The organism is Dyadobacter pollutisoli (genome assembly GCF_026625565.1).
Lineage (GTDB): Bacteria > Bacteroidota > Bacteroidia > Cytophagales > Spirosomataceae > Dyadobacter > Dyadobacter pollutisoli.
In genome coordinates, this window is sequence record NZ_CP112998.1 from 721,553 (window position 1) to 742,404 (window position 20,852).

General features: G+C 41.8%; 17 protein-coding genes. 6 read left to right on the forward strand and 11 right to left on the reverse strand.

The annotated features are described in order from the left end of the window. From ON006_RS03185 to ON006_RS03205, 5 genes are all read right to left on the reverse strand, one after another. Window positions 1-342: a relaxase/mobilization nuclease domain-containing protein gene (locus ON006_RS03185; protein WP_244825079.1), complete on the reverse strand. Its 342-nt coding sequence runs from the start codon at window positions 340-342 to the stop codon at window positions 1-3. Next, complete coding sequence (locus ON006_RS03190; RefSeq protein WP_244825078.1) at window positions 332-709, reverse strand: MobC family plasmid mobilization relaxosome protein; 378 nt, start codon at window positions 707-709, stop codon at window positions 332-334. Before ON006_RS03190 ends, ON006_RS03185 begins: the two co-directional genes overlap by 11 nt. 123 nt (window positions 710-832) lie before the next feature. Next, window positions 833-1,777, reverse strand: a complete 945-nt coding sequence (locus tag ON006_RS03195; RefSeq protein ID WP_244825077.1) for a toprim domain-containing protein — start codon at window positions 1,775-1,777, stop codon at window positions 833-835. A 242-nt stretch (window positions 1,778-2,019) separates the two neighbouring features. Further along, complete coding sequence (locus ON006_RS03200) at window positions 2,020-3,249, reverse strand: primase-helicase family protein (RefSeq protein WP_244825075.1); 1,230 nt, start codon at window positions 3,247-3,249, stop codon at window positions 2,020-2,022. Between the two features lie 13 nt (window positions 3,250-3,262). Beyond that, on the reverse strand, window positions 3,263-3,604 hold the full coding sequence (locus ON006_RS03205; RefSeq protein ID WP_244825073.1) for a helix-turn-helix domain-containing protein: 342 nt from the start codon (window positions 3,602-3,604) through the stop codon (window positions 3,263-3,265). A 489-nt stretch (window positions 3,605-4,093) separates the two neighbouring features. Here ON006_RS03205 and ON006_RS03210 point away from each other — a divergent pair, with 489 nt between their 5' ends. Then, a complete protein-coding gene (locus tag ON006_RS03210) occupies window positions 4,094-6,790 on the forward strand; it encodes an SMEK domain-containing protein (protein WP_244825072.1) in 2,697 nt (898 codons plus the stop codon). Window positions 6,791-6,907: 117 nt separating this feature from the next. On the opposite strand, the gene ON006_RS03215 is transcribed toward ON006_RS03210, so the two are convergent. Beyond that, window positions 6,908-7,888, reverse strand: a complete 981-nt coding sequence (locus ON006_RS03215) for a hypothetical protein (protein ID WP_244825070.1) — start codon at window positions 7,886-7,888, stop codon at window positions 6,908-6,910. A 49-nt stretch (window positions 7,889-7,937) separates the two neighbouring features. Next, window positions 7,938-9,350: a tyrosine-type recombinase/integrase gene (locus ON006_RS03220; protein WP_244825069.1), complete on the reverse strand. Its 1,413-nt coding sequence runs from the start codon at window positions 9,348-9,350 to the stop codon at window positions 7,938-7,940. 801 nt (window positions 9,351-10,151) lie between these two features. Here ON006_RS03220 and ON006_RS03225 point away from each other — a divergent pair. After that, window positions 10,152-10,766 carry a response regulator transcription factor gene (locus tag ON006_RS03225; RefSeq protein WP_244825067.1) on the forward strand — a complete coding sequence of 205 codons (615 nt, stop codon included), beginning with the start codon at window positions 10,152-10,154 and terminating at the stop codon, window positions 10,764-10,766. Here ON006_RS03225 and ON006_RS03230 read toward each other — a convergent pair. After that, window positions 10,747-12,720 (reverse strand): histidine kinase dimerization/phosphoacceptor domain -containing protein, encoded by a 1,974-nt coding sequence (locus ON006_RS03230; protein ID WP_244825065.1) that lies wholly within the window; start codon window positions 12,718-12,720, stop codon window positions 10,747-10,749. The two genes, ON006_RS03225 and ON006_RS03230, sit on opposite strands and share 20 nt — an antisense overlap. 179 nt (window positions 12,721-12,899) lie before the next feature. Here ON006_RS03230 and ON006_RS03235 point away from each other — a divergent pair, with 179 nt between their 5' ends. From ON006_RS03235 to ON006_RS03250, 4 genes are all read left to right on the forward strand, one after another. Further along, complete coding sequence (locus ON006_RS03235; RefSeq protein WP_244825064.1) at window positions 12,900-13,349, forward strand: hypothetical protein; 450 nt, start codon at window positions 12,900-12,902, stop codon at window positions 13,347-13,349. A gap of 341 nt (window positions 13,350-13,690) precedes the next feature. Then, a complete protein-coding gene (locus tag ON006_RS03240; protein ID WP_244825062.1) occupies window positions 13,691-16,051 on the forward strand; it encodes a DUF8693 domain-containing protein in 2,361 nt (786 codons plus the stop codon). A gap of 548 nt (window positions 16,052-16,599) precedes the next feature. Then, the gene (locus tag ON006_RS03245; RefSeq protein ID WP_244825060.1) at window positions 16,600-18,288 is read left to right on the forward strand and encodes a DMP19 family protein; all 1,689 of its coding nucleotides are present in this window, start codon (window positions 16,600-16,602) and stop codon (window positions 18,286-18,288) included. Between the two features lie 26 nt (window positions 18,289-18,314). Continuing rightward, entirely contained in the window at window positions 18,315-18,545 is a 231-nt protein-coding gene (locus ON006_RS03250) for a hypothetical protein (RefSeq protein ID WP_244825059.1), read from the forward strand. Between the two features lie 571 nt (window positions 18,546-19,116). On the opposite strand, the gene ON006_RS03255 is transcribed toward ON006_RS03250, so the two are convergent. Genes ON006_RS03255 through ON006_RS03265 form a run of 3 tightly spaced genes read right to left on the reverse strand, consistent with a single transcriptional unit; the run spans window position 19,117 to window position 20,852 of the window. Then, complete coding sequence (locus ON006_RS03255) at window positions 19,117-20,022, reverse strand: pyridoxamine 5'-phosphate oxidase family protein (protein ID WP_244825058.1); 906 nt, start codon at window positions 20,020-20,022, stop codon at window positions 19,117-19,119. 27 nt (window positions 20,023-20,049) lie between these two features. Beyond that, the gene (locus ON006_RS03260; protein ID WP_244825056.1) at window positions 20,050-20,412 is read right to left on the reverse strand and encodes a DsrE family protein; all 363 of its coding nucleotides are present in this window, start codon (window positions 20,410-20,412) and stop codon (window positions 20,050-20,052) included. A 26-nt stretch (window positions 20,413-20,438) separates the two neighbouring features. Then, window positions 20,439-20,852: a nuclear transport factor 2 family protein gene (locus tag ON006_RS03265; RefSeq protein ID WP_244825054.1), complete on the reverse strand. Its 414-nt coding sequence runs from the start codon at window positions 20,850-20,852 to the stop codon at window positions 20,439-20,441.

Below are 20,852 nucleotides of genomic sequence, written 5' to 3' on the forward strand. Positions count from 1 at the left end.
TTATGGGCGCACATGCAAATGCGGATGGTTTTTATCCCGGTGCTCGACCAGGATAAACTGTGTACCGGAGATCTTCATCTTTCCCATGTACTCCAAAGCACGTTGCTTCATAATCTCAGGTGTTAGCAGGGCTGCATCTTCCTTGCTCCAACTCAGCGAAATATGCCCGACTGCCTTTGTCAGGTTAGGATTTAGTTTTCTTTGCATATTGAAATCATCGATCATAGAGTGGACTTGATCCGTTCTCATACCTTCGGATAGCAGCAGACTTGCTTCCTGTTTTTCCATGGTATACCGCAGGACACCGCCGAAGCTGCTTCCAATCATTACCTTACCGATCATCGCGGCCGAGCTTTTTCAGGATTGCATCGATTTGCAAAAGCAGCTCTTTGCAGGATTGCCGGATGAATGTCAGTCCTTCCTTATGGGCAAGGTGCGTCAGCTGATTCAGGTTGTTGGCCATGCCGGTCAGTGTCCTCAGATGCCTGAGATCATCAGGTTTTAACCTTGCCAAAACTTTTGCTTTCTTGGCAGCCAACCTGAACCAGGCGCTTGGTTTCATCCCGGCATCCTTGGCTTTTTCTTCGATCAAAAAGCGCTCGGTTTCTGTCAGCCTGACCATGAGTTGGCTTTGCCGTTTTACTTTTTTTGGTGGCCTGCCGCCTTTGGGATTATAGGGCTTTCGGTCTTTGGTTTCTGTCTTTTCCATCTCACATTCCATTATCTGTTTAAACCTTTTGCGACCAGCGGGAGAAAAAGGCAAGTTTTAGTCACGCGGTTAGCGGGACGGGTTTTTGCGAAGCGAAAACACAAACTTGCTCTCTGAAGACACTTACAGGCCCAGTCCCTGCGACTTCTTATATTCCTGCCGCTGTTTCACTTCTTTTTGACCTGATTTCTGGCTTACTAAATAATCATTTAGGTCTTTGTACTGCTTGTAGATCACGGAGGCATCAACCGTTTTGAGCCCTGCCGACTGGTATTTTTCCTGCGTTTTTCTACCAGCATTGTCATGATCCAGATACAGGAAAACATTCTGGTAACCTTCCAAAATAGCCAAGCTTCTATCTGCCAGACTCACAGAGTTCAGCACCAGAAAATCACTGCGCATTGGGTGAACATTTTTTTGCAAAGTGAGTAGTGAAAGAAAATCCATGAACCCTTCAACGACGCAAATGGACTTGCCTTCGTTTCCAATGTGCGTAATATCCTTGGGTGAGGATGCGCCTTTGAAGTAAGCATTTCTCAGCTCATACCCACCGGACCGGTTTTCAAATCCTGCGGCGAAGTATTGTCTCTCTTCCAGCTGATAATATACTTCCTTGCAGTAAGACCTGGCGATGTTGAGCGGAATACCCCGGCTTTCCAGATAGCTGGTTATTGCCGGATTGTTTCCCAAGGGCTTAATCTCGTTGATAGTAATAGCAGGAGCATTAACCCGGTTATCAGTAACGCTCGGCCATATAGGTTTAGCTGCCAAGGAAAAATCTTGGTTTTGCTGTTCAAAGAGAAAAAGGCTGTTCAACTTTTCCACAAGACTACTTGCATGCTGGTTGGGATAAAGCCTTTCGGCCAGGTCAAATAACTTCCCGCCCTGCATGAGCGCGTAGTCGTACCATCTGTTTATGGCTGTGTTCACTTTAAACGACGGGGACTGCTCTGGCTCGCGGATAGGCGAGACGTACCATTGACTTTCACCCCTTTTGTAGCTGGGCTCAATACCAATTTTACAAAGAAAATCAGTGATGGGTAGCTGGTTTAATTGACTGATATTCACGATTTTATTTTTTGAATTAGCAAACACCTGTTTTAAGCAGGATGGTAGAAGCCGTTTTTATGATGAGACGATGAGAAATGGATATAAATAATTGATAATGATATAAGTTACGGGCTCATCAAAGCCTCATCAAGCATATTCACATTGATGAGTTTTCTCATCATGCTCATCATACCTCATCATAAAATAAGATACTTTGATGAGCGTGTTACATGCTGATATTTAGTTGGTTAAGTAACATTTTATGACCCCTCATCAAACTTTTGGCTAATCCAGTCCATAGAAACACTGTAATACCTGCCGGTTGAATGCACGGCTGTAAGATCATTGCAGCTGTTGTACAAATAGGTTTGATAGTTCAAACTGTTAGCTACGGGCTTTAAGCCCCAATCGTTTTGCAGCACACTAGAAACCTGATGCCGCGTTAGCCTGGGCATATTCCGCTTCAACAGTTCGAGCATATCCTTGTTAGTGAATTCGAGCTTAGTGATACCTGTATTCTCAAAGATCTCCCTCAGGATAAAGAGCATTTCCGTTTCAAGCCGGTTACGATTATTGCGAATGACTCGCATCAATGCCTCGGTACGGATCTGCCTTTCAGCAAACCACATCCTGGTTTGTGCTATTGGGACTGACAGGTTTCGTGAGAGCAGGAAATGCAGAAATGCTGGAAGCTCACTGGCCATTAAATCCAGAAGATGGATGTTTTCGGATTGAAGCACTGACACCTTGCGCACCCAGTACCGGGTTTCGGCCGGATCAATGACAATGAAGTTTTCTTCATTGTTGGAGCATAAGACAAACTTGCCAAAGAACTCGGTTTCCTTCCGGTCTTTGCCTTTGGCTTCTACCTTGGAATTGCGGGCCGTGCTCAGGTTTTTTATCTTTTCTGAATCTTCCCTTCGGTCCAGCAGCACTTCATCGACGGCAATGATCAAAGTGTTCATCCAGTCGGAATTGAACTGCGAGCGGAAATCGCTGTTGCCATTAAAGGTCATGTTCTTTCCAAAGATCATTTTCAGAAAGTTTAGAAAAGTGGTCTTTCCGGTTTTGCGCTCTTTGGAGACCAGGCACAGCACCGGAAGCTTTTGAGTCGGTCTTTGGTAAAGAAGGCTTAGATAGTCCAGACCAAGCTCAAATTGTTCGCCGAAAATGTGGCGTATAAACCCGAGCGTAACAGACGGGTCTCCTGGCTCAGGGTTCGCTTCCAACCGGTGGTATAGGTTGTAAAAGTTTCCGACAATCTCTTTATAGTCCAGATGATCGGGCACGCAGCAGAAACCGTCAAACTTTCTGATCTTTTTAATCTGGCTTGGTTCAAGGTCCTGCCTGAGCATCTCGGCCGACCATGGGATCCACATCTCCATAAATTCCTTGCTGACAGTCGGCTGCATACACTTTTTGTAGTAGCCGGTCTGCACCCGTATATAGCTGCCTGGCAGGTTCAACGGATAATTGTTGGCTGACATCATGCAGGAATTTGGCCTAACGAAGTCTTCCTTTGCGTGATCCTGTAAATGAGGGAAGCTGCTCCCGAAGTTCAGACATTGTTTTCTTCTTTCCGGACTTAATCCATTCCTCCAATTCCGATTTGTAGAAGTAAAGCCTTTTACCCTTCTTGCTGACCGGGATCTCGCGGTGGCAGACTTTGCCATAGAGCGTCTGCACGGAAAGGTTAAGAAACTCAGCAGCCTGGGAAATCGTCATTAGTTCTATGGTTGGCAAGATTTGCTGGCGGGATTCTAAAAGAAGATCCTGGATGCTGTCAATCTTTTGGTGAAGTTCTGAAACTGCGCGGGGCAGCTGGTCAAATGAGTATTGTTCCATAACAATTGCGTTTTTTGTTTGATACCGCAATGTTAGGTGCTTGTTTTGGGGGGTTACAAGTAGGGAGCTGTATTACCTTACTTTTACCTACCGATATTTATTGATTTTTTGCTGAAAGTTACTTTTGTGTTGGGGAGGAATATGATTGTAGCCGATAAGTGCTACCAGGGAAAACGAGTCAAACAAAAAAACCCGCTTGTCGAACAAATTGGAAAGAAAGGGCTCACCACTCGAAGAATATACCTGAGCCGGCTTCGGGGATGCAGCATATTCCCAGTACCCTGGGTGAAGTACTCAAGTGGCGCAGCAAGATCGAGGTTAAAATAGAGAAGTGATGCAATTCGTGTATTACCAAACTTAAATCATAACTTTAGCTCCATGTTACCAACGAGCAGCGGTTCCGGGCAAAGAGATTTCTTTCCTAATCTCTACACTACCATATTCGCTAACTATTACGATGACTGATCTTGACAGGCCTGTAAGTTTTCTATGACGAAAGACAATCCCCAACAAACAGCTTTGAATTTTGGAAAACAGATTGACGAAATACGTCAAGGACTAGCATACGTAGAATCTCATATCTCCATAGGTCGTTCGACAAATTTGACAGATCTTAATATTCATGCAGAAGATTTTGTCGGAGGTATACTTAATATTCTCTATGATTTTAAACTCGTCAATACGAATATTTCAAGTGGAAACTTTCCTTGTATCGATCTAATTGATACTAGTCGACGAATTGGGGTTCAAGTTACCTCTGAAAAGGGGTCGTCAAAAATTTCAAGTACAATTGACTGCGTTAATCAAAATAAGTTGACCAGTGCCATAGACGTTTTAAAAATATTCACTCTTAAACCCAAGCAGAATAAGTACTCAATAAGTAAGTCTTGTCCCGGGATAAAGTTTGATTGGCTAGAAGACATTATCGACTTCAATGATATTATGGAATCGGTAGTCCATTTAGGGAATGATGAAAAGCTTACTCAATTACATAGCTACATCGTTAGTTTTACCACAATATTTACAAACTATTCGACTAGAATACCCACGCTTTATCTGCCCAGACAAGAAGCCAATCCTTCATGGTTATCATTTTCATCCAGATCCACAAAACTGGTAGGACGAGATAATGAATTAAAAGCTTTAGAAAACTTCTTAGAGTCAGAGAAGCAATTCTCTTGGTGGCTGGTAACGGGCCGTGCGGGGACGGGAAAAAGCCGACTAGCACTGGAATTGTGCAATTTATACGAAAAACAAGGTTGGAATGTCGGCTTTTTGCAGCGGAGTACTACGGTCTTCGACTGGTCAAGATTCAAACCAACGAAAAACACATTAGTAATTGTGGACTATGTGGTAGGCAGAGCTCGAGAAGTTAGTGATTTGATCCTTGAATTATCGTATGCAAACAATACGAGTACTGCTATCCGTATTTTGCTTTTAGAAAGAGATAGTCAAAGTTGGTGGAGCAATTTCATTAGAGAGGACAGCTGGAGTGAAAACGCAGAGATGATGAATTCAAAATATCCCTATCCTGACTTAGCTTTAAATAGCTTAGCTAAAGCAGATATGTTGGAAATGTTAAAGGAGTTGAATGTTATTAATCAACCTGACGAGAGTAAAAGAAGTGATGATAAATTTCTTGAATGGATGAATCGACCTAATATTGGTGGGCGTCCGCTATATGTTATGTTATTCTCCAAATTTCCCAATGTAGATGAGCCAAACGAACTGTTAAGGACTGTATTAAAAAGAGAAGCTGGCAAGAGAAGAGAACGAATACAGGAAAGCTTATTGAAAAAACATGAGAATCTTTTGTTCCTAGCAACAATTGTCGGTGGTATTCTCGGCGAAGAGACAGGTTTTGAAAAACTCGATAAAGCTATCAATTCTGGCTTATTACCTCAACTTAGTGAAATAGACTTTGACAACTATTTTTCTTTGCTAGAGGTTTATAATGAAAGTACCGCAATACCAGGAATAACACCGGATTTACTTGGTGAATTACATGTCTTAGATTGCCTTAGCCTAAAAGACTTCCGCGGTGCTCCTTTTAGGCAGCTCTTAGAGCTGGCCTATAAAATACAACCTGATGATGTGATAGCATTTATCGTTAGGTGCTATTTCGATTTTCATGATCACCCTAGTTTTAAAATGCTAGTCAATCCTTCTTTGGACACAACTGAAAACAGAGTTACAAAAGCCAAGCTTGTCGCACAATTCGCCTGTTTTCAAAACGTATTATTTGACAAATTCTTACAAGCTGAAATTGATGGAATCACAGTGATTGGTGACTCAAATATCCAAGAATCTGAGCTCAATAAGTGGGTCGCACTATCAGAATATAATTACGCTTGTTCTCTAATGTTTCCAAAAGTACCATCCATCATTTTAGCCATTTCAGGTATGGATGGCGAACATAGAGCTAGTGAGGCCGAAAGGAGACTTAGAGCAGTGGTATCAAGAGTAGAAGAAAATTCGTCGATCAGATTTATGGCTCTTCTTAACTTAGGGACTTTACTTGACAACAATGAGGCTATCGATATATATACCGAAGTCATTGAATCAAATTTTTCCGATGATGAAACCAGAGCTTGTGCTCTCAATAATAGAGCGTATATCTATCAAGGAAGAGAAGATTACTTCGCAGCTATTAAGGACCGAGAACATGTGCTTACCCTTTCCAATACTTCATCAGATCGTCGTTTTGTAGCCCTGTTTGGTTGCGGCGAATCACACTTTTTACTTGGAATGTTTGACAAGGTCATTCAAGATATGACAACTATTATTGAATCGTCTGACATCATTCCGATTGATAAGATCTGTGCTTTAGTTTGCAGGTCAGTTGGCTATTATTTCAAGGGAGAGGTGCAAGCGAGTTCACTAGAAGATCTCCAACTAGCAGTTCAAAAGCTAATTAGATTTGTTACACATGAAGACTTGCAATCTAAATTATTAGACGCACTTTCTTTAAAAGATTGGGATAAATCCATCCAATTAGTACAGGACGATGAGAAGGCACCAGACAAGGATGCCATTGAGTTGTTGCGAACAATCTATCCATTTGTAATAGCACTAAGTTCTAATAACGACAATTTTCAAGATAGGGGTAGATGGGATGAATTGAGAAAAATGATAATTTCCAAGGCGAGTAGGTTGAGAGTTCACAATCCCAATATTGCTATGTAAAATCGGCTGACTTGGAGACAGCTTAGGCCTGTTGATTAAGTGATATTCTCTAATTCTAAAACGTCTGCGATTATGGGACACTTACACCAGGATCACAGTATGACTTTTCGCAATACTTTAAATTAAACTGTCACTTCCCTTCTTGTTTCTGCCAATCGCGGCCAAAGCCAGCTCTTTGGATACATTTTTGTTCACAGCCAAAATTGGAGACTTGCAAATTTTAACGTCTGACGAGATAATTCCATTAAGGTAACCAGCAGTGAAGGATTTCGCCTGTGCATTTGAAACATATTGGAAATGCGCTGTGATCCAGCTCTCCAGCTCAGCCTTGTTACAAGAAACGATCAAATTAGCCTCGATCAACTGCTTGAATGCATCCGCAAGCTGGTTGCCATTGCTGTTGAAAAGCAGTTTTCCCTTCGGAGAAACGTTGTTAGTTAGCAGCGAGAACAACGGTTGCTGGTCTTTCTCTTCGAAATACTCCTTGAAGATCTTGAAAAACTGATCGGCCATACCTTCGACAAATACAGGATAGCGGCGGATTCGTATTGGCGTCGGTTCACCATCACTGATCTTTTCCACCTCCGAATCTTGACCTTCCGTTTTTACAAGCGCAGTGATTTCTGCGATAAAGGCGGCCAGGCTTTCTTCTCTTTCCCTAATTGAATCGCAAAGGTCTTCAATAAATTCCGGTGTGACGATTGCATCTGTCTTATCAGGTTCCAGGAAATCATTATAGAAGATTTCTGCAAATTCGATAACAAGCAGAAAGTTGTCTTGCAAGTTTTCTCCATTCGCAGGGTAATGACGGAAGTAATTTTCCCAAAACCTGTTGAATAGGGATAAAAGCTTCTTTGCCTGATCCAAATATGCTTTTCGTCTCCCAGGATCTGCGCCAATAATGTCGATGACAGCCAAGTCCTTTAAGATCTGCAGATGCTTTGCAAACTGCAATGAGAAATGTGGGGTCTGATGGGTGATATCATATCCTGATTTGAAGACTGGGCCGAGTTCGGCAGGTTCGCGCTTGTCCCTGATTTCAGATAGTCGAAGGTCAAATTTTTGTAAGAATGTGAAATATTCCTTGAAGTGCTCCATGCTTTGAAATTTCAGTACTTACTATCTATACGATGTTTAGGGTCAAAAACTATAACAACGCGCTGAGATATTTCTTAGTTTTTTCATCGTCAAAACTGCCTAAATAGCTTTCTGTGGTCGAAATCGAGGTGTGACCAAGTGACTGGCTAATGAAAGCGAGTGGCGCTTCTGACTGCAGAAGGATTGTTGCGAAAGAGTGCCTGGCGCTGTACGTATTAACGTCTCCGGTGATTTCATTTGCCGCCGCAATGTCCTTCATGTATTGATTTGTGATTTTTACCACCTGATTGATCACAGTCTTTTGTCTTTCTGGTGTCATATCGTGCTCCAAAAATGGGAAGACATAATCCTTAGGGTTTTTGCTCTTTACCGCCCAGCGTTCAATAATATCAAAAGTTTCTTTGAATAAGGTGACTTTGATCGTGTTTTGGTTACCCCTGGTTGAGCGAGCAGTCTTTTGGCGGATAAAGGTTAATCGGTCGCCCTCAATGTCCTGCCAGCGAATACGACAAATGTCATTCATGTTCATCCCATTACATAAATAGGAAAAAACCCATAGATCACGGCTTCGCTGTTCAAATCCTGGATTGCATTTATGCGTTATGATTTTTAGTACGTCATCTTTGCTGAGTGCTTTTTTGGTATTGCTGCCAGCCGGTATCATATACCTTCTCTTGCCAAAAGGGTATAACTCCCTATTCATAATGCCCGCGTCAATGGCGTCATTACAAACAGATCTGATGTGCCGGCAATATATGCCAACGGTTGTCAGGGTAGCGGGGGATGAGCTTCCTTTCGGTCCCCTACGTTTTCGACCGTGCTTGAGCATCCATTTCTCATAAGTTGTCAAAAATGCTGGGGTCAGATATTCAAAGCGGAGTACAATCTCCTTTTTCTTCGCCTCCTTGATTGGTAGGGGCGGTAGGTTCAGCAATTCCTGACGTTGCTTTTCGGTGAGAGACTCGAGAAAACGTAGTAATGAGGTGGACGTCGAGGTGTAGCTCAGTGCATTTCCAATCCGGCCTTCCTTGTTCATTTCGTTTGCTTTCAAAGTGAGAGCCTGAATGACATTGTTTTTATCCCTTGTCTCCTTGCTAGGCTTCAACTCCTGACCAAACATACTTATCTCATAAGCGAATCGCTGAAAGCTGAAGTCGTCCTCTAGTTTGCCCACAATTGTCCTGGCTCTACCCAGATAACTTTCTACTTCCTTGCCGGTATACTCTTCCTCGTACGTACTTCCGAAAAGCTTGTTCCATAACTTTCTTCTGTAATCATTTTTCACTTGTCCGGGCATACCGGATTTGTGCTTTTTGAGAAAGTCCCAGTCCTGTTCTGAGATTTTCAAACCTGTGGTGAAAAGTCGCTGTTTTCCCTCATGAGAAACCAACCATTTTATCACACCTTCATCACCTTTTGAAGCTCTTTTGTCGAGGAATAAATTTACCGTTGTAGCGCTCATGATTGATGGTCATTTCGTTCTAGTTGCAATAAACTTGCAATAGTAAATTAAAAAACATTGAAAGACATCACCAAATAAAAGTAGAAATTAATTTTTTAATATACTGATAATAAAGCAATTATACAAATATCAAAAAATGAGTGAAAACAAAAAAAGGCGTATTTTATATGACTGTTAATCAGAGGGTCGTTGGTTCGAGCCCAACTTTGTGGGCTTGAAAATGAAGCACTTAGCATTAATTTGCTAGGTGCTTTTTTCTTAACTCGCCTACAATGCTTATTTTAGGAATACTGAAAGTGGATCAGTCCGAAAAGTTTTCAATTCCCAAATCTAGATCCTGTGTTTGTCGATCAGTCCGAAAAGTTGGGGGATGTAAAAAAAGTAGTTTTTTTGGATCAAATCAAAAACTTGTGGAGGGCATAGGATTTATCTAAGTTTGTGTTTTTAATCAAACCAGTTTGGTTTGGAGAGTTTCCTGCCTATCATTCAAAAAACCTGGCAAACCCTACTTTCCGTCTATTTGTAATGAAAACGTCTAATTGCAAACCCTAAAATTTATTTCCGTTGAACGGGCTATCCCTCAGCAGAGCACGCTTCCGTTTTGCCTAACTATGAACAATTTACAGTAAAAAACACACTTCCGCTTGCATTTTTAACATAGAAACACGCTCTAAGGACTGGCTACGTAGATAATTTTAATAATTCTGCTATCCATTCACATCTGAGTATAAAAACCCATCAGAATATTTTAACTTTAAAATCGCTGGATAATAGGCTCAGTTATTTATAGAAAAAGAGAAAATGTCCGAAATACGCGTACTCATTGTAGAAGATGACCCAATCATTGCCGAGGATATCAAGGAGATGCTCACGAATGTGGATTACACCGTGCTCGGCATTGCGTACTCAAAGATGGAGGCGATTCGACTGATTGATCTCTACGCTCCGGATCTGGCACTACTGGATATTAATCTAAACGGCTCTTATGAAGGATTTGATATCGCTACACACATCAACAACACACGTAAAATTCCGTTCCTTTACCTAACTTCTTACTCCGGTAAAGAATTTGTGAACCAGGCAAAAATCACCTCGCCTATGGGTTACATTATCAAACCCTTTAACGAAGCGGAGTTGTATTCCAGCATAGAGGTAGCGCTTTACAATTTTTCCAGGTTTTTACTTCCGGCAAGCCTTAACAAAGATCAAATCAACTCCATTCTTTTTACTCCCCTCACGGACCGCGAATTTGAGATCCTGACAGGCTTATACGAAGGAGTGACCAATCAGCAACTGGCAAACCGGAATTTTGTTTCAGTGAATACAGTCAAGACGCACCTGAAGAATATTTATGAAAAACTAGAAACCCATACGCGCTCAGAAACAATATCAAAGCTCACTGAGATGCTTCATTAGCAGCCAATTGAGGTATCCGGATTGTGATTTCGGTTCCGTTGTCATCCTTTGTCTGTACCATTGCTCCTAACTTCTGAGCCAATAAACTCACCAATCTCCTGCCGAAAGCGTCATTTCCTTTCTGTTCCCCCGCCGGTATTTCAGACCGCCCGCCTATTCCATTATCCCTGACCGTTAACATCCAACCGCCTTTCTCTGCATTACTCATAATGACCTCGATCAATCCCGACTCCGACCTCTCTGTTGGGAAAGCATGCTTTAGCGCGTTTGTAAGTAATTCGTTTACTATCAATCCGACAGAAATTGCTTGATCCACATTCATTAAAACCTCATGTACGCTTATATCAAGGGTGGGGCTTTTTTCAGCCTTGGCATACTGTCCCACTATATTGTTAGCCAATTCTCTGAGATAATCCTCCATATTTACGTCGGTTATTTCCTTTCCTGTATAAAGCTGTTGATGTAAGATAGCCATGGATTTAACACGATGACGCCCTTTCTGAAGTGCTTCGAATGCAATTTCATCGTAAACGTATTTTGACTGCAGGTTAAGGAGACTGGAAATCAACTGGAGATTATTTTTTACCCGATGGTGTATTTCATGCATTAGGAGTTCCTTATCGCGTAGGGTTCTGGAGATAAGCTCGTTCTTGTATTTAATCTTTTTGTACAGTAAGAGAACCAAGATTGCCGCGACCATTATGAGCACCAGTCCAAATATGGTTATATATATGATTATTCTTGAACGAAACAACTGTGACTGTGAGACCTCCTTCTCTTTGTTCAAAAGCTTTATTTCATCGCGCTGCCGGTTCATATTATATTCAGCGTCCTTTTCGGCAATTATTCTGATTGATTTTTCCGAATAAATGGAATCCGATATCTGCTTGAAAGCTTTAAAACTCGCAAGGGCTGCCTCGCTGTTATTCGTTTTCTCGTACGCCTCAGACAATAGCTGATAGGCTTGTTGCTGCTGGTTAAGTGATTTATGCTCCTGATAATCAAATACTTGATTTAGGTGAACAATAGCTTCAGGATATCGCTTCAAAAGTATCAGAATCTCACCGATGTTAAGCTTCGACTCGCATAAGTTATAGGTACTACTCAGCTTTTCTCTTATTCGTAATGCTTGAATTAAACTCTGGTAGGCTTCCCCGAGCCTACCTTGTTTTTGCCTGAGTTTCCCCAAAAAATCGTAGTGAAATCCCATTTCCCGAAGTGTTGGAAAAATTGCGTTCAGCGCTTTTTGCCGAAACAGGTGATCTTCTGCTTTTTTAAAATCACCCAAATCTGTATATAGCATGCCAAGATTAGCGTTCACACTGGCCATTCCAGCACTGTCCTTCATTGTTGTGAATTGCTGAAGCGCAGCCAAATAACGTTCCTCAGCTTTTTTCTTTTGATCCAGACTCATATAAAAACTGGCAAGACTACTTTGTACAGACGCTTTCTGCGCGGGTGTACCTATCCTCGCATATATCGATGCCGCTTCTATCAAATGCTGTTGTGCTGAAACATTCTGACCAATGAACATGGAAAGAGTGCCAATGAATTGTCCGCTCTGAGCAATGTCAACGGAGTCCTTTCTACTTTTTGAATACTCGTAAATCTTCTTATAAATTGAGATGGCGGTGGCGTAGTCTCCCTGCCACCTGTTGGCAGCAGCTAGCATATAATCGACCCTTCGCACTTCTGCTGAATCACGAATGTCAATGAAATCACTTTTCAGTCTGGTTCCAATGCTGTCGGCGTAGTCTGGATCACGTTGAACAAGGTGTTCTCCCAGCAAAAATAGAGCTTCTTTTATTTCCGGATCAGTCGATGGCGCATCTATCATAGCCTGAAGGCTGTCCTGATAGCTATTTCTTTTTGCGTCCTGCGCCTGACATACAGCCCACGGCACAGCAAACAGCCAAAGTGATAACGCGACGATCTTCAGATACTCTGGTTTCATGCCGCTAAGTTAATAATTACAAACCGGACAAAATTTCACCCGAACGGGTGAAAAATACTTCCACCTTCTTCAGGAGCTTTGTAAATATTAAAAGAACGCCAAAAACACAGTTACCCTAATTGCTAAGTCATTCATTATCAAAATTAATTTTTCCATAAATCACTTATTAATTCAAATGTATGAAAAACATTAATTTCCTCTATCTAAGCTTTTTTTGCTTACTGCTTATTTCTTGTGCAAAAAAAGACCCTGAACCACAAAAAGAACCTGAACCACTATTGGCTGATCAGGTATCTGGTAAATACACCATGAATTCCGTAACGGCTAAAAACGGCACCATACTGCCACTACCATTTGTAAATAGAAATGTCACACTTTCCGTAAGAGCTGTGGTTACCAAAATTACCGATAATGAGGTGAAGATTGTTTTTATAAGTACAGTAGAAGATGCCACCAGCAAAAAAGGCGATACTGATGTGTTAGAACCAATAACCGTTTCAAAAAATAACGGCCAGATTACGGGCACTTATCTGAACGATGAGGTACAATTTTCCGGTCAGAACATCAATCTGATTTTTAGATTTGATGACGGCGATGAACTTACCTATAAAGGTACAAAAGATATATAAATCCAGACTGCTTCCAACCTTGTTGGCTTGCCCGTGAGACGGCTTATGTGAGGGGTTACAAACATCGGCGAATGACTAAATTTCCCCAAAACGGGTAAAAATACTTCCACCGTCTTCGGGAGCTTTGTAAACATTAAAAGTGATACAAGGCAACGGCTACCAATGAGGTAGATACGGATTCATACGAGGGCAGCCTGGATTCTCAATCTGGTCAGGCCAAGTAGGAGTATCTATCTATAATAAGTTGAATGAATTTTCCCTGCCGCCAATTCACTAAAACCAGACCGCAATGTCAAACCACTACACCACTGTATAAACGAACTCAACTAAACCTAATGAAAATGGAAACAGGAATACAATTCTCGTTTAAAATGAAGCACTTGATTCTACCTATTGCGATTTACTGCTGTAGTACTACGACACTACTTGCACAAAAAACTTGGAACGGAAGTTTTGACATTAAGTGGTCTGTTGCCTCGAATTGGACACCGGCCGTGGTACCACTTGCTACGGAGGATGTGATCATCCCATCTGGTATGCCCAACGACCCTACTATTAATGGCAATGCCGTTGCTAAAACGATAGAAGTACAGCCCGGAGCATCACTTACAATACTAGCCGCGATAAGCCTTACTGTAAATGGATCAAAAGCAATATCGGGTAATACGACGGCTTTTTACAATGCAGGCAAGGTGAATAATGATGGTGTTCTTACGATAGGAAACACAGCAATTGTGGGACAGTACGGAATCGTGAATGTGGCCTTATTTAGCAACAACAATGGCGAAATCAAAATTGACAATGCGACTTCGGGTGGTTTTTACAACAATACGGACGGGAAATTTACCAATAAGGCCAAGTTAACAATCGGATCCAATAGTACAATTGGCGCTGGAAGCACGGTAGGCAACTATGGCATTCATAACAAGGCAATCATTTCAAATACAACAGGTGGAGAGATCTCCATTAACGATGCCACCACATCTGGCTTGTTTAATTCCACAGGAGGCAGTTTCAGCAATAGTTCATTTCTAATAATCGGGGCTAATTTAAGTGTTGGGGAAAATGGTATAAGAAATTTCAATGGAGGCACCTTTATAAATAACCCTACTGGGGATATTTCTATTAATAATACCACAAATATTGGTTTGTACAATATAGAAGGCGCTTTCACAAATAGTGGCAAAATCACAATTGGGTCCACCAACGCGGTTGGTACCAATGGCATCAGGAATGATGACATCTTCAATAATAACGTTGGCGGCGATATCAAAATTGACAATTCCTCCGAAAGTGGTTGGTTTCAATTCGCAGGCACTCTTAACAATTCAGCAACAATCACGATTGGTGCGACCCATAATGTCGGAAATAATGGTCTAATTAATATTTCAACTGTTAACAACAACAGAGGGGGAGATATTAAAATTGATAATGCATCCCAGGGACTGACCAATTATTCACCCGGTAATTTCACCAATGTCGCTAAAATCACCATCGGCGAGAATACGAGTACAGCGGGTTATGGCTTATATAATTTTGGCGCTATTTTCACGAATAATACCGGGGGAGATATCAAGATTTATAATGCGACAGCTGGGGGAATATTCAATACAGTGTCAGGTGCAACGATAACTAATAATGCCAAAATCCTGATACAAATGAACAATTCAAACCTCCCTGGATTAATAACACATCAAATTTTGAACAATAATGCTTGTGCAAGTATAATCACCAATGGCGGCCTGTATAACTGGACTACTGGAAATACCTTAAATGCTGGGCTCATTCAGGTTGGAAACTTATTGAGCAATACACACAACTTTACCAATATAGGTATTTTAAAATATGGTGGCCTAAATACAGGCCCTGGAGAGGCTGCCATCCTCAATTTAGGTAATCAGGCAATAATCGTAAATAATACACCTACCCCAATCTTTACCTTTGGAGTTGAGGGTGATTATGATGGTACCATTGACGGTATATTTATCGATAATGCTGGCAACACTTCCGCCGGTATTTATTTTCCTGAGACAAATTCATTTAATCCGAATGGTTTGGTATCCAGCGGCCTGAACATATTGGTTGCTAAAATCACCCAAAGTGGTGGCTGCACCTTTCTTGTGCCCTTTACCTATACTGCCAGCCCACTTCCGGTTAGATTGCTATCTTTTTCGGGTAAAGCAGCAGCTGAAGGTCAAAACATACTCAACTGGATAACCGACGTTGAAACGGATTTTGCACATTTTGAAGTGCAACGGTCAGCGGATACCCGATCATTTACCAGCGTTGGAGTCGTAAACGGATCTCAGTCAAATTTTGGAGAAAGTGCCCTTAATACATATGCCTTTTTGGATGCGAGTGCCGGGCAAGCCAATTACTACCGACTCAAAATGGTAGATAAGGACGGAACGTTTGCATTCTCAAAAATTCTATCCATTAAAAATACAGAAGAGAAATCAGTAGTTGGTAGCTTCTATCCCAATCCTTCCACCGGAAAAGTGTTGGTGGATATATATGCAGTAGAAAATGGAGAATGGACGCTAAAAGTTGCCGACAAAAGTGGAACGGTAATATATTCTCAGACTCAAAATCTGCAAAAGGGGATGAATAAAATTACATTAGAGAAATTCGTTCCTGGGTTAAATTTGGTTCAGTTTGACAATGGCTTAGTAAACGAATTCAGGAAGCTTGTTAGAAAATAACAACTATACACACCTATTTGCGGTTCTTTTAGTAAATGGACAAGACAGCTCTCTTTGGAAAGGATTTCAACCACGTATCTTGGGGTGGTTTTGCTTCCTCCATAAACAGCCATGCCGGGTACGGAAAAGGAGGTAGTGGATGGATCTCATCTTGCATAAAATAAATAAATTTTATAAAATATTTTGAAGGCCACTAAGAATTATGGCAGACGAAACTGTCTTACTTAACAGTGAATGATATTTTTCAAAGAAATAATTGTTTAAATAAAATCTTAGTAAGAAAATGTATTCACCTTTGCTTTCGACAGATAGCCCACAGCTTTGCTGCCTCAAGGTGGCGGCGCTCTATTCACTCTTCTAGTAAGGTATCGAGCACTGATTTATTAAGCAACAACGGACATTTTGTGCATCGGGACGATCCGGCGATGGTGATTGGGAATATAAGAATGATGATAAATGCTTTGGAAAAAAAATAAGGCCTGAAAAAGTAGATAACAGGTTACCTTGATTTTCTTGCTAAATAGTAATTGGGAATCTGACTTGAAAATATGGGCTTATTTGATTTTTTGAAAAAGAGCGGTTCCAATGAAGACAAATATTGGGAATTTGATCCGGCTAATCATTTCAGGCCGAGAATTAATAGAGCTGACTATTTCAAGCTCTCGGACTTTGACTTTGGATGGCTGATACTTGAACCAATCACGGCTTTTATAAATGGTAAAGAGGAGGAAAAAGCAAAGTCGTTGTCTTATGGCCAAAAGGCGCTTAATTATTGGTGGTATGTAGACGGACAAGTTACGAATGGCGGTTTTGTACAGTTTTATTACAATGGTTATGGGAAATATGTGCAAACTGTTTTGAAAGGGCTTGAACACATAGGTGATTTCAAGATGGCCGATCTTATAAGAAGGGCCGATGCGATTTATAAAGAAAATGAAAAGGTGATTGCAAAGGCCAGGAAAAAGGATTTGTTTGGTAGTGACCTATCTGAGCGGCTGGAAGCGCTCTCAGAATTAGATAATCATTATTATCAGCTTCATGGGAAAACCATGGCGCATATTGAAAAATATATCAAAGCAAACCCAGCTGAGATTTGTGTCGATGAAAATGGCGATGTGTTCGATATTCATTTTTCCGGCGAATACAAAACATATTATACTGACAAACAGGTAAAGGAAGTTTTTAACATCAACAACGGATTGGCGGATGGTGCTTTCAATAGTTATTTTGAAAGTGGAATGTTGCAGGAAACCATTCATTTTGACGGTGGGGTGCAAACGGGCGAGAAGGCAGGGTATTTTGAAAATGGCAACATTCAGTATGCAACCAAACGCAATGATAGCTCTAACCAATTTGAATGCTGGACCTATTTCGAAAACGGGTCGCCGAAAAGCCTTGAATACAAGTCTATCCCCGACAACGAGAGAATTGGAGTGTATAAGGAATGGTATGACAATGGCCAACTATCGAAATCGGGAACCTATATATCAGCTTTCAAAAGAGATAAAGACTGGCTCGAATATTACCAAGACGGAAGTCAGAAATTGAAAGCAGAATTTAAGGACGGGACTTTCTTGATCCATGACTTTTGGAATGAGCATAGTGAGCATCTGCTGATAGCTGGAACGGGGCTCTACATAAATGAATATTCCTACTCTGAGGGCGTAATTGGTAGAGAAGAACAGGAATACAAGAATTATAAACGAGACGGAAAGCAGCATTCATACCGAAATGGTCAGCTTACTTTGTATCAGGAGATGAAAGATGGCAAAGAGGACGGTATTACCAGAAGTTATTATAACAATGGCAATGTGCAGCGTGAAACAATCTATCGAAACGGTGAAAGTGCATCAAGCCAAGTGTTTCCAAAATCCGAAAATCCGGTTGGAAAGGTCACCTTTCAGTATTTAATGAACGATCAGTGGCTGTTAGATCAGGATTTGCCAACAGCGGATACTTATCCTGTCTGCCTTAATGAGCAAGAAATAGCCCTTAATATCAAAATGCCCAAAGCATTTGCTGAACCTGATAATCACCACCTCGAAGGCTCGACCTGTCTTTGGTTATCAGTTGACAAAACAGGTCGTGTCCGAAAAGTCGATTTCAAATCGGCATATATGACCAATGGGCAAGAATTCATGGCAGTTGTGGACAAGATGAAGTTCAGACCGGCTATGAAGGAGGGGGTGGAAGTGGCATCGTATATGTATGTTATTGCTAATTTTAATGTTGAGTAAATGTTAAAGAGCCATTTTAAATCATTATGTCAATACAAACGATTCCCGTAAAGGTCGAACACGTGCTGAAAAACAATCAAAGTGCCATTATTGAAACCAGTTCAATCTCTACTTCTCAAATTATTGCTCTCGCAGCCATGACTTGTCCCGGCAACACCTTAACTATCAAATCGGCCTATACCATTACGCAAGAACATTTAACTCAAATCATTGATGTAGTAGCTCCAGGAGGTGTTATCTTTGATTTTACCCGATAACACGTGCTATGCTGTATGATGTGCAACCCAATAGTAACCCCAGGGAATTAAAGGATTTCCTAAATATGATGCTGCCGGAAGTAGACGACAACCGGATCAATATAATAGTGAAGACTTTCTTTTCAAGGTTTGCTCTTCCGGATCATCTGTCTACCCCTTTTCGACGCGACCTATTTCTAGAAGCCGGGATAAATCTTGCCCGCCATAAGCCCGAAGGAAAGGGGGAAAAGGCCTAAGCAAAGATGATATCTCCAAATGAACTGAGACTTTTTAGACATATGACCTGTTATTTCGGGTAAGGCTTCATATGCTGGCTACTATCCAGCCTGCTCCGCTATCCTATTGTGACAATATCAGCCTCAAAAACATCAACTGAAATGCGAAGTGTTTCTTTGATGACAGTCCGGGCGAATACGATAAACTGTTGAAGTTTAAGTTTGAAAACTTGAATATTATGGCCAAAAATGCCACTTATTACAAGTCCGTCGTTAGGGATTTCACGCTGGACAATGTAAAAGTGAATAAAAAATGATCGAGTGACAGCGACAATTTCCCCTTTTTCTAATGTTTACTACCGGGCAGGATTGAATGGAGAGGGGTCAATAAAATCCCATTCATAACCTTTCAGATTATCAAGTAAAACCCAGCTAGTGGTGTAGAACTTCCAGAACCTGCGCGTGCCTGCACCGTCCGGATCAGCGATATCAAGGTCCCACATTACTTCCGTAGTTCCCGTTAACTGAATGGTTTTCATTTGTTCAAAATCGATGAACACCAATGCAGCCTGGGAATTGACGAGAAAATTGCCCAGCGTATTGTACATGCTGTTTCCCTGGTAATCCGGGATCAAAAACGACCCGTCCACCCCGATCGAAATAAAGCCGGGAGAACCGCCCCGGTGAGAGGCATCGAGATCCCCGCCATCGCTCGCACTCCCGACATAAAAAGTATCCGCATTGGCGACGATACCTTTGATGTAGGACGTCAATACCGATCCTGATTCGATTTCACCGGAATAAGGTGAAGTTTCATTTCTGGACAAAAACCGTTTCTGAATGTATTTCGGGCAATTCGGATAAGCCTGTTCGATGGCAATGGTTACCAAGTTCTCCTCCATACTGACACTGCCATTTACTCTGAACCTTCTTCGTGACAAGGGCTCGATAAATAACAAGCCAATTTTGGAATGAGCTATGATATTACCCCAAAACGAGTCCTGAGGATTGGATATGACCAGGTTACTATCTATTTGGATCGTACTTTCGTCCATTACAATTACATATCCCTCTGTGCCGGCAATGACAGATGCCCAGATCTCACCATTCTCGTTCATGCTGCTTGCTATGAAAAAGGGTTGGTTCTGGATAAAATGGATTGCACCGGGGATAATCTTGTTGGTAACAATCCTTCCATTGCGATCACCGACGGCCTTCTCGCCGGTGATCAGTTGCGCTTGCTCTTCTCCTGTGTGGTACATGGCATTCTCCGGTCGGATTTGGTTTTGTCAAAAAGTGATGATGGAATATCCTTCCTGCTGCATCCGGATCAGACTGGGCAAACCTGTTGTGCCGGGAACCTGGTTGTCTTTAATGAGGTCAAAACCCGAAGGATTTGCTCCAAACACGTCAGCGCAGCCACATGAAACGCCTTCCACTTTATCTTCGATAGCTTTGAAAAGCTGATGCGCCGGGTGATCGGTTTTCAGCAATTGTTCCGGCCACCTGGTTCCCGCTCCCTGGAAAAACAGCAACACTTCCTGACCAGCATTCTTGAATTCATAAACGGTTGCCAATGCATTGAATACGCGGCCTAACGACTCTTCCGAGCCTGATTTGGGATCTGAAAATACTAATACTGCTGTTTTCATCTTCTGATTGGAGCTAAAATATGTACTTATTTGATTCTTCTTTCTTCCTCCTTAATGTCAGTATCGTTGATGCTGGCAAACCTCCTTTGCATGAGGCCGTTTTCATCAAACTCCCACATTTCGTTACCATACGACCGGTGCCATTGTCCCGAATGATCGTGCCATTCATATTCAAAGCGCACGGAAATTCTGTTGTCGGTAAATGCCCAGAGCTCCTTTTTCAGCTTGTAGTCAAGTTCCTTTTCCCACTTGCGCGTCAGTAGTTCCACAACCTGTTCGCGGCCGTTGACAAATTCCGAACGGTTTCGCCACTCCGTATCGACGGTGTAGGCCAGGCTGACCGTGAACGGGTCCCTGGTATTCCATGCATTTTCCGCGGCCTGTACTTTCACACGGGCGCTTTCTTTCGTGAATGGTGGCAATGGTGGTCTCTTTTCCAT

Excerpts from the sequence above, each read along its gene's own strand:
- ON006_RS03255 (WP_244825058.1), bottom strand. The coding sequence starts at position 20,022 with ATGTACCACACAGGAGAAGAGCAAGCGCAACTGATCACCGGCGAGAAG.
- ON006_RS03225 (WP_244825067.1), top strand. The coding sequence starts at position 10,152 with ATGTCCGAAATACGCGTACTCATTGTAGAAGATGACCCAATCATTGCC.
- ON006_RS03220 (WP_244825069.1), bottom strand. The coding sequence starts at position 9,350 with ATGAGCGCTACAACGGTAAATTTATTCCTCGACAAAAGAGCTTCAAAA.
- ON006_RS03215 (WP_244825070.1), bottom strand. The coding sequence starts at position 7,888 with ATGGAGCACTTCAAGGAATATTTCACATTCTTACAAAAATTTGACCTT.
- ON006_RS03205 (WP_244825073.1), bottom strand. The coding sequence starts at position 3,604 with ATGGAACAATACTCATTTGACCAGCTGCCCCGCGCAGTTTCAGAACTT.
- ON006_RS03200 (WP_244825075.1), bottom strand. The coding sequence starts at position 3,249 with ATGATGTCAGCCAACAATTATCCGTTGAACCTGCCAGGCAGCTATATA.
- ON006_RS03250 (WP_244825059.1), top strand. The coding sequence starts at position 18,315 with ATGTCAATACAAACGATTCCCGTAAAGGTCGAACACGTGCTGAAAAAC.
- ON006_RS03235 (WP_244825064.1), top strand. The coding sequence starts at position 12,900 with ATGAAAAACATTAATTTCCTCTATCTAAGCTTTTTTTGCTTACTGCTT.
- ON006_RS03230 (WP_244825065.1), bottom strand. The coding sequence starts at position 12,720 with ATGAAACCAGAGTATCTGAAGATCGTCGCGTTATCACTTTGGCTGTTT.
- ON006_RS03190 (WP_244825078.1), bottom strand. The coding sequence starts at position 709 with ATGGAAAAGACAGAAACCAAAGACCGAAAGCCCTATAATCCCAAAGGC.
- ON006_RS03245 (WP_244825060.1), top strand. The coding sequence starts at position 16,600 with ATGGGCTTATTTGATTTTTTGAAAAAGAGCGGTTCCAATGAAGACAAA.
- ON006_RS03265 (WP_244825054.1), bottom strand. The coding sequence starts at position 20,852 with ATGGAAAAGAGACCACCATTGCCACCATTCACGAAAGAAAGCGCCCGT.
- ON006_RS03240 (WP_244825062.1), top strand. The coding sequence starts at position 13,691 with ATGGAAACAGGAATACAATTCTCGTTTAAAATGAAGCACTTGATTCTA.
- ON006_RS03210 (WP_244825072.1), top strand. The coding sequence starts at position 4,094 with ATGACGAAAGACAATCCCCAACAAACAGCTTTGAATTTTGGAAAACAG.
- ON006_RS03185 (WP_244825079.1), bottom strand. The coding sequence starts at position 342 with ATGATCGGTAAGGTAATGATTGGAAGCAGCTTCGGCGGTGTCCTGCGG.
- ON006_RS03260 (WP_244825056.1), bottom strand. The coding sequence starts at position 20,412 with ATGAAAACAGCAGTATTAGTATTTTCAGATCCCAAATCAGGCTCGGAA.